Here is a 12,555-nt window from a genome sequence, read left to right on the forward strand (position 1 = left end):
TTGGATAGAGCGTTTGACTACGGATCAAAAGGTTAGGGGTTCGACTCCTCTCGGGCGCGCCATTCCAATATATGAGAATTCAGAAGTGAGACAAAAGATTACTTTAAAGGGTAACTATAATCACTGACCTCTCACATTCGACTTCAGATATCTTAACGGGAAGTAGCTCAGCTTGGTAGAGCACTTGGTTTGGGACCAAGGGGCCGCAGGTTCGAATCCTGTCTTCCCGACCATCATTCTTTATGGGGCCTTAGCTCAGCTGGGAGAGCGCCTGCCTTGCACGCAGGAGGTCAGCGGTTCGATCCCGCTAGGCTCCACCAATAGCTTTATAAACAATGGTTTTTTTGGCGGCGTAGCTCAGCTGGCTAGAGCGTACGGTTCATACCCGTGAGGTCGTGGGTTCGATTCCCTCCGCCGCTACCAAAAAGGACCTTTAGCTCAGCTGGTTAGAGCAGACGGCTCATAACCGTCCGGTCGTAGGTTCGAGTCCTACAAGGTCCACCATTTTATTCGGAGGAATACCCAAGTCTGGCTGAAGGGATCGGTCTTGAAAACCGACAGGGGTGTCAAAGCCCGCGGGGGTTCGAATCCCTCTTCCTCCGCCATATTTTTTTGCAGCTTATTCCTAAATGGAATGGTCAGATTTAAATTTGAGATTGAAAAATGAAATCTTTATATTATCGCGGGGTGGAGCAGTCTGGTAGCTCGTCGGGCTCATAACCCGAAGGTCGCAGGTTCAAATCCTGTCCCCGCAACCAAATGGTCCGGTAGTTCAGTTGGTTAGAATGCCTGCCTGTCACGCAGGAGGTCGCGGGTTCGAGTCCCGTCCGGACCGCCATTTTATTATAATTCCTGGCTCGGTAGCCAGTTGGTAGAGCACTTTAGAATAAGATTTGAAGCAATGCTTCAGCGCATAAATCGAGCTGCTGCTTGAAAAATCTCTTTTTGAGATTTGGGCGATGGCAAGCGAGCACTATCATTTATTATAACTTATATACATTCTCGGCTCAGTAGCTCAGTTGGTAGAGCAAAGGACTGAAAATCCTTGTGTCGGCGGTTCGATTCCGTCCTGAGCCACCTTTGATTTATAAACAATCATATAATGTGGCGGTTGTGGCGAAGTGGTTAACGCACCAGATTGTGGCTCTGGCACTCGTGGGTTCGATTCCCATCAATCGCCCCATTCCATATTGCGGGTGTAGTTTAGTGGTAAAACCTCAGCCTTCCAAGCTGATGTCGTGGGTTCGATTCCCATCACCCGCTCCAAATATGGGCCTGTAGCTCAGCTGGTTAGAGCGCACGCCTGATAAGCGTGAGGTCGATGGTTCGAGTCCATTCAGGCCCACCATTTTCACTTGAAATGGTGATTTATTTTATTCCGCAGTAGCTCAGTGGTAGAGCTATCGGCTGTTAACCGATCGGTCGCAAGTTCGAATCTTGCCTGCGGAGCCATTTGGAGAAGTACTCAAGTGGCTGAAGAGGCGCCCCTGCTAAGGGTGTAGGTCGCGTAAGCGGCGCGAGGGTTCAAATCCCTCCTTCTCCGCCATTATTTTATACATATAGGGCCCGTTGGTCAAGCGGTTAAGACACCGCCCTTTCACGGCGGTAACACGGGTTCGAATCCCGTACGGGTCATTTCCAAAAATCGTTGCAGATGCAGCGGTTTTTTATTTTGTAGCGATGGATAAATTAATAACATGATAACGTTTAAAGTTTTAAAGTATGTGATCGTTATCGAGCCCGAGCAGGTAAATGCCCCCAAATTCTTATAAAGGTGAAAAAATAGCCTTCCAGTTCGTCTAATGATGTCGTTTGAAGGACCAGCTCCTTGCGCTTTTCTTTGTAAGTAAATCTCTTATTCCTCGTCATTATTAACCACTCAACATTTTTATTGTCAAGTAGACCCCGCTTACTGTCTGCACCGTCAAATTTATTATCCCAATTGATGATTTTATTGTCCGATTCTATTCTTTTTCTTTCTGTTAAAAGAATTTTCTTTCCTGTTAATGTGTTTGTTTTCAATAAATATCGTTTTCGAACCGTTTGATCCATTTATTTAACTTTTTTCATTGATACTAGCCTATTCCTTTGGATTATAGTTTCACCCATCCAAATAAACTAGCTCTTACTCACACTTTTGCATCCTATTCGGTTTAGTGACAGGGTAGCTGCTCTAGTTCGCAAAATAAATTCCATTTAAAGTAATAAAGCTTTGTTCCAGTGTTGAGTAACTCGCTTTCAACAAAAATGGATAATTAGTAACGTTGTATAGGGGAGATTGACCAAGAATTGTACTAAAGTAACTAGTAGGTTAATGTAAGAATATTGTAAATAAAGGATTCTATATAATGGAAGCGAATTGTAAATATATATATAAATTTACTATAAAGGAGCTAAAAGGTATGGCCAAACCACTATTGAAGGGTATGGAAGGAGTATTTATTCCGGTGAAAGACCCTAATTTATCAGCAAAATGGTATGAAGAAAAACTTGGCTTTACGGTTATTTATATTGAAGAAGAAGCAGCTGTTATGAAGATAGCTGATCAGTCTCAAACGGTAGTATGTCTTGTTAAGACATTAAATCATCAACGAATGAAGTTTCCTGATAATAATTTTGGTGTAGGTAAATATTATAATTTTATTCCTCGAGATATTGAAGAGACCCACAAAATATTACTTGAACAGGACGTCAAAATAAATCCTATTGGTGGAGAAGGAACTACTAAGTTTTTTACTTTTTATGACCCAGACGGTAATCCATTAGGGGTTTGCCAATAATAGATTTATTTCGTAACTGGATGCTTTTCTAGACCATCTGTAGAGCCTATACCTTTACATAACTATCTTCCGCAATCGGACGCCATTCTTGAATTAAAATGCGTCTTTTCACATTGTGACCAGATAATTGAATAAGAGAAGGAATTATAAGTATATAAAACGAAATTGATAAAAAGATATTATTTATTGCTGGTAATCAGAACGACGTTTATTTCATTCAGAGGAATGTAAAGAAAATCTAGGGATATTGAATATTTTTATAATAAACAGTCGTACGGGGGAGGGTCCTATTAATGTTGCAGCAACTCGAGGGTGAATTTGTTTCGGACGATCAAACTAGGTCCCAATTAAAGATACCCTTTTGATACAGTAGAGATTTATTGATTCTACTGGAAATAATCCTTCGGACTAGAGCAAAACCCTGGCACAAAGCCTATTCACCATTTTCTAAAGGTTTTTTCTCCCGATAAAGCGAAATTAATCTATAGTCATTTAATCACTTTCTATTCATGGTTTTGTCCCAACTCATCGAACATCGCTTACCTCCACAATTCGCTCTATGATGACATTCATTGCCAAAAAAAGAGCTTTTATTTAAATCATAAATATACAAACAGATGAAGAGTTGTCTTCAAACGCTGTATATTCTGTTTCTTTTTTTGAAAATAATTCGACAAAAACTTTCATTTTGTCGAATTAGATGTTTTGTTGGAATAACGTGGTCGGAAAAGAATTTAGTGCTTTTTGCTCTTTCCCGATCTATTACTTTTGATTAATTTTAGAAAATAAGCCTATGAGAAGCCTAAAACTACTCAATTCTCCTTTATTCCCCTTTTTTTTGAGAGTATATTTTTGCATAAAAATTTCAAGTTATTTTAAAAGTATAATGATTTTCATTTCATGAAAAATTTTTGTAGTTTCATGTCAACAAAAGTAGTGTTTTCAACAAAGGAATTTTCAAATATAGTTTGAATAATGAATATTATGAAGGATTTTTCTTATTTTAATAAAAGTATTTTTGAGAAAATGATTCATAGAATGAAAAGAGGTGCTGTTTTTGACGACAATCAGTCCTACAGATTTTGACATTCACTTGTTTCACGAAGGAAATTTGTTTAAGAGCTTTCAATTATTCGGTGCACATGTAAAAGAGAGGGGAGGGATTTGCGGTACAGAGTTTTGCGTTTGGGCTCCCCATGCTATAGAGGTTAGGGTAGCTGGAGAATTCAATGAGTGGGATGGTTCGAACCACCATCTGAACAAGATAAATAATCAGGGGATTTGGATGGGATTTATTCCTACGGTCAAAGAGGGAGAGCTTTATAAATATGAAATTATTTCCCCTAGTGGCGAAAAAATATATAAAGCAGATCCTTATGCTTTCTATTCAGAAACTCGTCCTCAAACCGCTTCTATCATTTATGATTTGGATGGATATGATTGGGATGACCAAAAGTGGCAGAAGAAAAAGCGGCAAAAGCCAGTCTATGAAAAACCTATGTTTATTTATGAAATGCACTTAGGTTCATGGAAGCTGAAAGAAGATGGAAGTCTTTTTACATATCGAGAACTGGCTGGAGAGCTTATTCCTTATGTCAAGGAGCATGGTTTTACTCATATTGAGCTATTGCCAGTCATAGAACATCCTTATGATCGGTCGTGGGGGTATCAAGGGACCGGCTACTTCTCCGCAACAAGCAGATATGGAACACCACATGACCTTATGAATTTTATTGATCAGTGCCATCAGCATGATATTGGGGTCATTATGGATTGGGTGCCTGGACATTTTTGTAAGGATGCTCATGGACTGTATATGTTTGATGGTCTGCCTACGTTTGAGTATGAAAAAGAGCATGACCGTGAAAATTGGATTTGGGGAACAGCTAATTTTGATTTAGGCAAGAAAGAGGTTCAAAGCTTCCTCATCTCAAATGCCCTGTTTTGGTTGGAGCATTATCATATAGATGGTTTTCGAGTTGATGCAGTTGCCAATATGCTTTATTGGCCAAATTCAAACGAGTTTCATCAAAATCATGGAGCGATTGAATTTCTAAAAAAATTAAATGAAACAGTATTTGCTGCTGATGAGACAGTGTTAATGATTGCAGAGGATTCCACTGATTGGCCTCTGGTCACCACACCAACTGATAAAGGCGGCCTGGGCTTTAATTATAAGTGGAATATGGGCTGGATGAATGACATTTTAACCTATATGGAGGCGAGTCCTGAGAATCGAAAACATCTTCACAATAAAGTATCGTTCTCCATCTTCTATGCCTTTAGTGAAAATTTCATTTTACCTTTCTCGCACGATGAAGTGGTGCATGGTAAAAAATCTTTATTGAATAAAATGCCTGGCGATTACTGGCAGAAATTTGCCCAATTCCGTCTGCTCTTAGGTTTTATGGCTGCTCATCCTGGAAAGAAGCTGCTATACATGGGCAGTGAATTCGCCCAATTTGATGAGTGGAAGGATTTAGAACAGCTGGACTGGTTTTTAGAAGACTATGATCTGCATTTAAAAGCCGGGGTATATACAAAGGAACTAATTGCTCTTTATAAAAAACAAAAGCCTTTGTTTGAGCTGGATCATTCTCCAGATGGGTTCGAATGGATTGATGTAAATAATTCTGAACAAAGTATTTTTTCATTTATTCGAAAAAGCACAGGAAATGATAACTTGGTTGTCGTCTGTAATTTTACGCCGCAGGTCTACCATGATTATAAAATTGGGGTGCCGATTGATACGAAGTACAAAGAAATATTGAATAGCGATGATGCGGCATTTGGAGGTTCAGGTCAAATCAATAATAAAGATCTTAACGCAGTTAGTGAAGAATACCATGGGAGGCCGTTCCATATTTCCATGACCATTCCTCCTTACGGAATTTCAATACTAAGAGCTGTTAAAAAGAGAAGGAGAGTACAAAAATGAAAAAAAAGTGCGTCGCAATGCTTTTAGCAGGAGGAAAGGGCAGCCGTTTGAGCTCTTTAACAAAAAATCTGGCAAAGCCGGCAGTTCCATTTGGGGGAAAATATCGAATTATTGATTTTACCTTGAGTAATTGCACAAATTCAGGCATTGATACAGTTGGAGTTCTGACACAATATCAGCCGCTTATTCTCAACTCTTATATTGGGATTGGCAGCGCTTGGGATCTTGACCGGAAAAATGGTGGCGTAACTGTTCTACCTCCATACTCGGAATCCTCAGAAGTGAAATGGTATAAAGGAACAGCAAGTGCCATTTATGAAAATATGAATTATTTAAAACAATACGACCCTGAATATGTGTTAATCCTGTCAGGAGATCATATTTACAAAATGGATTATTCCCAAATGCTCGATTATCACATTGAAAAAGAAGCGGATGTTTCCATATCAGTGATTGAAGTACCGTGGGAAGAAGCCAGTCGCTTTGGAATAATGAATACGAATGACAAAATGGAAATAGTGGAATTCGATGAAAAACCGTCCAAACCGAAGAGCAACCTAGCATCAATGGGTATTTATATATTTAATTGGTCCATTTTAAAGGAATATTTGGAGATGGATGAACGTAATCCATATTCCAGTCATGATTTCGGGAAGGATGTCATCCCACTGCTCCTTGATGAGAAAAAGAAAATGATCGCCTATCCATTTAAAGGCTATTGGAAGGATGTTGGAACAGTTAAAAGCTTGTGGGAAGCCAACATGGATTTACTAGAGGAAGATTCTCAATTAAATCTTTTCGATTACAATTGGAGAATTTATTCTGTTAATCCAAATCATCCGCCGCAATTCATTTCGGAAGAAGCTGTGATAAAAGATTCTCATGTTAATGAAGGCTGTGAAATCTATGGTGATGTTTATCACTCAGTGTTGTTTCAAGGAGTAACAATAGGCAAGAATTCAGTTGTGAAAAATTCAGTCATTATGCCTGAGGCTGCAATAGGTGAAAACGTTTATTTAGAGAACGTTATTGTACCTGGAAATGTCACGATCCCTGATGGAGTTTTGATTCAATCTGATAAAGAATTGAATGAGGTTATCCTTGTAACAGAGGAATTAGTCGAAAAAACTGTAAACGCTTAAAAAATATATCAAACTTTGAGAGGTGGTAACAACTTTGAGAAATCGATTGTTAGGAATTATTGATGCAACCACATATAAACAGGAAATTAGAGATCTCATCATAAACCGTTCAATGGCAGCTATTCCTTTTGCAGGAAGGTATCGATTGATTGATTTTACCTTATCCAATATGGTTAATTCAGGCGTTGAAAGTGTCGCTATATTTCCTAAATATCAATACCGCTCCTTAATGGACCATCTAGGTTCAGGGAAAGAATGGGATTTAAATAGAAAAAGAGATGGGTTGTTTTTCTTTCCTTCTCCCCACTTACATGATGAGTACGACGAATTTGGATCATTTCGTCAATTCTCAGACCACCTCGATTATTTTTTAAGAAGCAGTCAGGAATATGCGGTGATAACAAATAGTTATACCGTTAGTAATATCCAATTTGAAGAAGTATTAAAATACCACATTCAAATGAATTGTGATATTACAGAAGTAATCAGTGAGAGAAAGTCTTTGCAAACTTATATTATGTCTCGAAAGCTGTTAATGGAATTGATTGGAGGTTATCAGCAATCAGGAAGCAAAACCCTTCAAGAAACCATAACCAATGAGAATAATAGTTTAACAATTTGCCATTATGAACATAAAGGCTATGTATCAGTCATTGATTCAGTAGAGAGCTATTTTAAACATAGTTTAGAGATTTTGCAGCCTGACATATGGAAGCAATTGTTTTTAAAAGGTCATCCAATTTACACAAAAGTTAAGGATGAGCCGCCTACGAAGTACTTAAAGAGCAGCAGTGTAAAAAATTCGATAGTTGCAAACGGCAGTGTTATTGAGGGACATGTAGAGAATAGTGTTATTTTCAGAGGCGTCCGTATAGGGAAGGGAACAGTCATCAAAAACAGTATTATTATGCAAAAGTCACAAATCGGAGAAGACTGTGTTTTAGAAAATGTCATTCTCGATAAAGATGTTAAAGTGGGGGATGGAATAGAATTAAAAGGTACACCCACACAGCCTAATGTGTTGATAAAAGGTACAATCCAAGGAGCGCTGATGAATTCGTGAAAGTATTATTTGCTGTATCAGAATGTGTCCCGTTTATTAAGTCAGGCGGACTAGCAGACGTAGCAGGAGCCCTGCCTAAGGAACTGAAAAGACTGGGCACAGATGTATATGTGATGATGCCAAAATATGGACTTATTCCTGACCGATATTTAGAAAAAATGGAAAAAGTAGATGAATTAACGGTTTCTGTAGGGTGGAGAAAGCAATATTGTGGAATTGAAAAACTTGTAGTTGATGGAATTACCTATTTCTTTATAGACCATGAATATTATTTTAAAAGAGATTCTTTATATGGACATTATGATGATGGTGAACGTTTTTCTTTTTTCTGTAGAGCAATATTAGACTCATTAAAAATAATTGACCTTAGGCCTGATATCATTCATAGTCATGATTGGCATACGGGAATGATAAGCTACCTGTTAAAAGAGGAATACAATAGTCAAGCCTTCTATGCAAATATTCATACCATCTTTACTATTCATAATCTGCAATTTCAAGGTATTTTCCCTCGGGATATTTTACATAACCTGTTAGGTTTAGAGGATGAGCACTTCCATTCCGAAAAGCTTGAATTTCATGGATTTGTTAATTTTATGAAGGCAGCCATTGTTTCATCGGATGCCATTACAACGGTAAGTCCAACTTATAAAGATGAGATTCAGACCCCTTACTATGGAGAGAGATTAGATGGTCTGCTGCGTTTTAAATCAGCTTCCTTAGCAGGGATTTTAAATGGTATCGATGATGAGCTTTACGATCCGAAAACAAGTCCTTATCTTAAAACGCCTTTCAGTGAAACATCTATAGATAAAAAATTAGAGAATAAACTAGAATTACAAAAAATGTTTGGTCTCCCTGAAGAAAGTGATACACCTCTTATTGCAATGGTAACAAGATTAACAAAACAAAAAGGGCTTGATTTAGTAAAGAGGACGCTGCAAGAATTATTAGAAACCGAGTCATTCCAGTTAATTGTCCTAGGAACAGGTGAAAAGGAATTTGAAGATTACTTCCGTCATATGGAATGGTTATATTCTAAGAATGTAAAAGCATATATTGGGTTTGATGAACCTTTAGCCCACAGAATATATGCAGGATCTGATTTGTTTTTAATGCCTTCAAAATTCGAGCCATGCGGTTTAGGTCAATTAATAGCCTTAAGGTATGGTTCACTTCCGATTGTAAGGGAGACGGGTGGGTTGAATGATACTGTTCATTCCTACCGAGAAGATACAAGAGAAGGCAATGGGTTCTCATTTACGAATTTCAATGCCCATGACATGATGTTTACGATTAGAAGAGCACTTCATTTGTATGAGGATAAAAAAATATGGAACCAGATTGTGAAAACAGCAATGAGCCAGGATTACTCATGGGCACAATCAGCTTTTAAGTATAATCAGCTTTATGCTGAACTTGTAGCTAGGAGTGGGAGTCATGTTCTCTAACAAAGAAGAATTTAAAAGTATGTTTTTGCAAAAGTTAGAAATGATGTACGGGAAAACATTTAATGACTCAACAAAGAGAGATCAATATCATACGTTAGGGAATATGGTACGTGAATATATTAGCTCAAATTGGATTTCTACAAATGAATCGAATCGAGCTGAGAACAATAAGCAAGTTTACTACTTATCGATTGAATTTTTGCTTGGCAGGCTTTTAGGCCAAAATTTATTAAATCTTGGCATTCGAGAGGTCGTAGAAGAAGGTTTAAATGAGCTCGGAATTGAGCTCAGGCAAATTGAAGAAGCAGAATCTGATGCAGGATTAGGTAATGGAGGTTTAGGCCGTTTGGCTGCATGTTTCCTTGATTCTCTGGCATCTTTAAATTTACCAGGTCATGGCTTGGGAATTCGCTACAAGCACGGCCTGTTTGATCAAAAAATTGTTGATGGCTATCAAGTAGAGCTTCCTGAGCAATGGCTTAGACACGGAAATGTTTGGGAGGTTCGAAAACCTGATCAAGCTGTTGAGGTGTCTTTTTGGGGAAAAGTTGAGTTTCTTCAGAAAGAAAATCACTATGTATTCCGTCATGTGGATGCTGAAGTAATTACTGCTGTCCCTTATGACATGCCGGTGATTGGCTATAAAACGAAAACGGTCAATACGTTGAGGCTGTGGAATGCAGAGCCTTCCCCTCATTACCACAGCTATGATGTATTGAAATACAAGCGTGAAACGGAAGCTGTTTCTGAATTTTTATATCCAGATGACACTCATGATGAAGGCAAAATACTTAGATTAAAGCAGCAATATTTTTTAGTTTCCTCCAGTCTGCAGAGCATTGTGAATTCTTATCGAAAAAGAAATGGTAGTTTAGCAGATTTTCATAAAAGAGTGGCCATTCATGTAAATGATACCCATCCGGTTTTGGCAATCCCTGAATTAATGAGAATTCTTTTAGACGAAGAAGGAATGGGATGGGATGAAGCTTGGGAGATTACAACACAAACCATTTCTTATACAAATCACACGACTCTTTCAGAAGCATTAGAAAAATGGCCAGTTCATATATTTAAACCTTTACTGCCAAGAATTTATCTGATTGTAGAGGAAATTAATGAGCGCTTTTGCAGAGAGCTGTGGGAGAAGTATCCAGGAGATTGGCAAAGAATTGAGCACATGGCGATTATTGCCCATGATGTTGTCAAAATGGCTCACCTTGCGATTGTAGGCAGCCATAGTGTGAACGGTGTGGCCAAAATACATTCAGAAATATTAAAACAAAGAGAAATGAAATTGTATTTCGAAGTATTTCCTCAAAAATTTAACAATAAAACAAACGGCATTACTCATCGCCGCTGGTTATTAAAGGCTAATCCAGAATTAACATCACTTGTTTCAGAAGTAATTGGCATCGAATGGATAAAAAAACCCGAACAATTAATTGAATTGAAAAGGCAAGCCTATGATCCTTCTTTAAAGGAAAAATTCTCTGTAATAAAGAAGCATCGAAAAGAAATTTTAGCTCAAAAGGTATTCGAGCAGTCAGGGATAAAGATAGATGGTGATTCCATATTCGATGTACAAGTGAAAAGATTGCATGCATATAAACGTCAGTTGCTGAACGTGTTGCACATTATGTACTTGTACAATCGATTAAAGGAAGACTCTACTTTTACTATCCATCCAAGAACATTCATATTTGGAGCAAAAGCTTCACCAGGATATTATTACGCCAAAAAAATTATCAAGCTGATCAATTCGGTGGCTGACAAAGTCAACCAGGATCCTCAGATTTCCAAAGTATTAAAAGTCGTGTTCGTAGAAAATTATCGGGTTTCATTGGCAGAGCTTATTTTCCCAGCAACAGATGTCAGTGAACAAATCTCTACCGCTAGTAAAGAAGCTTCAGGTACCGGAAATATGAAATTTATGATGAATGGTGCTTTAACAATTGGCACATTAGATGGAGCTAATATTGAAATCATGGAAGCGATCGGTATCGAAAATATGTTCACCTTTGGTTTAAAAGCTGATGAGGTGTTAAATTATTATGAAAACGGCGGGTATAACTCAACAGAGTATTATCACCATGACGGGCGAATCAGAACTGTGGTTAATCAGTTAACAAATGGATTTTTCCCAGAAACAGCGGATGAATTTGAACCAATTGCCGATTCGCTAATTGTCCAAAATGATCAATACTTTGTTTTGCGCGACTTTGCATCATACGTGGAATCACAGGAGCATGTGAACCGAGCCTATTTGGATCAAACAAAGTGGATCGAAAAAGCAATCATCAATATTGCCCATTCAGGATATTTCTCAAGTGACCGGACGATACAAGAATATGCAGACCAGATATGGGGAATCGAGCCGATTGGTGTGAAAATTTAATAATAAAAGTGATCCGATGAATTTTATCGGATCACTTTTTTTCATATACATCGGATAGTCGATGGGCATTAATCCGAATATCGGATATATGAGCCGGAGGAACGATTTATGAGCTGGCAGCAGGTGTTAATTGTCCAGAATTTTGTGATATTAGCCGGGATCCGCATATACGATCTGGAACACATATACGCTCGGGAATTCTCATATACGATCTGAAGCTTTCATATACTGTCTGAAACACTCTTATTCGATCCAGAACTCTCAAATATGATCCGAAATCTAAGGTTACTGTCCAAAACTCAAAATTTACTGTCCATATCGGAAGATTTATTGTCTCATTCCGAGAATTTACTGTCCGGATGATGGATATATGAGCCGGAGGAACGATTTATGAGCTGATAGCTGGGGTTAATTGTCCAGAATTTTGTGATATTAGCCGGGATCCGCATATACGATCTGGAACACATATACGCTCGGGAATTCTCATATACGATCTGAAGCTTTCATATACTGTCTGAAACACTCTTATTCGATCCAGAACTCTCAAATATGATCCGAAATCTAAGGTTACTGTCCAAAACTCAAAATTTACTGTCCATATCGGAAGATTTATTGTCTCATTCCGAGAATTTACTGTCCGGATGATGGATATATGAGCCGGAGGAACGATTTATGAGCTGGCAGCAGGTATTAATTGTCCAGAATTTTGTGATATTAGCCGGGATCCGCATATACGATCTGGAACACATATACGCTCGGGAATTCTCATATACGATCTGAAGCTTT

The 12,555-nt window shown here is 38.2% G+C and carries 6 protein-coding genes, 14 tRNA genes and 1 pseudogene; 20 read left to right on the forward strand and 1 reads right to left on the reverse strand.

Features of this window, described 5'->3' with window-relative positions:
• Positions 1 to 156: 156 nt before the first annotated feature.
• The 14 genes from IC621_RS25645 to IC621_RS25710 all read left to right on the forward strand — a co-directional run bounded on the left by IC621_RS25645 (position 157) and on the right by IC621_RS25710 (position 1,635).
• Positions 157 to 233, forward strand: a tRNA-Pro gene (locus IC621_RS25645).
• An 11-nt stretch (positions 234 to 244) separates the two neighbouring features.
• Positions 245 to 320, forward strand: a tRNA-Ala gene (locus IC621_RS25650).
• 26 nt (positions 321 to 346) lie between these two features.
• A tRNA-Met gene (locus IC621_RS25655) sits at positions 347 to 423 on the forward strand.
• Positions 424 to 427: 4 nt separating this feature from the next.
• A tRNA-Ile gene (locus IC621_RS25660) sits at positions 428 to 504 on the forward strand.
• An 8-nt stretch (positions 505 to 512) separates the two neighbouring features.
• Positions 513 to 605, forward strand: a tRNA-Ser gene (locus tag IC621_RS25665).
• 76 nt (positions 606 to 681) lie between these two features.
• A tRNA-Met gene (locus tag IC621_RS25670) sits at positions 682 to 758 on the forward strand.
• 3 nt (positions 759 to 761) lie between these two features.
• A tRNA-Asp gene (locus tag IC621_RS25675) sits at positions 762 to 838 on the forward strand.
• A 166-nt stretch (positions 839 to 1,004) separates the two neighbouring features.
• Positions 1,005 to 1,077 (forward strand) — tRNA-Phe (locus IC621_RS25680).
• 30 nt (positions 1,078 to 1,107) lie between these two features.
• Positions 1,108 to 1,183, forward strand: a tRNA-His gene (locus IC621_RS25685).
• 9 nt (positions 1,184 to 1,192) lie between these two features.
• Positions 1,193 to 1,266 (forward strand) — tRNA-Gly (locus IC621_RS25690).
• Between the two features lie 5 nt (positions 1,267 to 1,271).
• Positions 1,272 to 1,348, forward strand: a tRNA-Ile gene (locus IC621_RS25695).
• Between the two features lie 29 nt (positions 1,349 to 1,377).
• A tRNA-Asn gene (locus IC621_RS25700) sits at positions 1,378 to 1,452 on the forward strand.
• A gap of 3 nt (positions 1,453 to 1,455) precedes the next feature.
• Positions 1,456 to 1,546, forward strand: a tRNA-Ser gene (locus IC621_RS25705).
• Positions 1,547 to 1,563: 17 nt separating this feature from the next.
• Positions 1,564 to 1,635: transfer RNA gene (locus IC621_RS25710), tRNA-Glu, on the forward strand.
• Positions 1,636 to 1,731: 96 nt separating this feature from the next.
• Here IC621_RS25710 and IC621_RS25715 read toward each other — a convergent pair.
• Positions 1,732 to 2,052 (reverse strand): hypothetical protein, encoded by a 321-nt coding sequence (locus IC621_RS25715; protein WP_191162843.1) that lies wholly within the window; start codon positions 2,050 to 2,052, stop codon positions 1,732 to 1,734.
• A gap of 350 nt (positions 2,053 to 2,402) precedes the next feature.
• Between IC621_RS25715 and IC621_RS25720 the strand changes: the two genes are divergently transcribed.
• The 6 genes and pseudogenes from IC621_RS25720 (at position 2,403) to IC621_RS25745 (ending at position 11,769) form a co-directional block, all read left to right on the forward strand.
• Positions 2,403 to 2,780, forward strand: coding sequence for a VOC family protein (locus IC621_RS25720; RefSeq protein ID WP_191162854.1), 378 nt, complete (start codon positions 2,403 to 2,405; stop codon positions 2,778 to 2,780).
• A 1,057-nt stretch (positions 2,781 to 3,837) separates the two neighbouring features.
• Positions 3,838 to 5,833 (forward strand): annotated as a pseudogene (gene glgB, locus IC621_RS25725) (1,4-alpha-glucan branching enzyme).
• Complete coding sequence (locus IC621_RS25730) at positions 5,715 to 6,860, forward strand: glucose-1-phosphate adenylyltransferase (protein WP_191162846.1); 1,146 nt, start codon at positions 5,715 to 5,717, stop codon at positions 6,858 to 6,860. Before glgB ends, IC621_RS25730 begins: the two are co-directional and overlap by 119 nt.
• A 34-nt stretch (positions 6,861 to 6,894) precedes the next feature.
• On the forward strand, positions 6,895 to 7,923 hold the full coding sequence (locus tag IC621_RS25735; protein ID WP_191162848.1) for a GlgC family sugar phosphate nucleotidyltransferase: 1,029 nt from the start codon (positions 6,895 to 6,897) through the stop codon (positions 7,921 to 7,923).
• Entirely contained in the window at positions 7,920 to 9,374 is a 1,455-nt protein-coding gene (gene glgA, locus IC621_RS25740; protein WP_191162850.1) for a glycogen synthase GlgA, read from the forward strand. The genes IC621_RS25735 and glgA overlap by 4 nt, the downstream gene beginning before the upstream one ends.
• Entirely contained in the window at positions 9,364 to 11,769 is a 2,406-nt protein-coding gene (locus IC621_RS25745; RefSeq protein WP_191162852.1) for a glycogen/starch/alpha-glucan phosphorylase, read from the forward strand. The genes glgA and IC621_RS25745 overlap by 11 nt, the downstream gene beginning before the upstream one ends.
• Positions 11,770 to 12,555 lie beyond the last annotated feature (786 nt).

The sequence above is a fragment of the Metabacillus arenae genome, assembly GCF_014773385.1.
Taxonomy (GTDB): Bacteria; Bacillota; Bacilli; order Bacillales; family Bacillaceae; genus Metabacillus_D; species Metabacillus_D arenae.

Bases quoted from the DNA above. Each gene is read 5' to 3' on its own strand.
- IC621_RS25715 (WP_191162843.1), bottom strand. From the start codon at position 2,052: ATGGATCAAACGGTTCGAAAACGATATTTATTGAAAACAAACACATTA.
- IC621_RS25720 (WP_191162854.1), top strand. From the start codon at position 2,403: ATGGCCAAACCACTATTGAAGGGTATGGAAGGAGTATTTATTCCGGTG.
- IC621_RS25730 (WP_191162846.1), top strand. From the start codon at position 5,715: ATGAAAAAAAAGTGCGTCGCAATGCTTTTAGCAGGAGGAAAGGGCAGC.
- IC621_RS25745 (WP_191162852.1), top strand. From the start codon at position 9,364: ATGTTCTCTAACAAAGAAGAATTTAAAAGTATGTTTTTGCAAAAGTTA.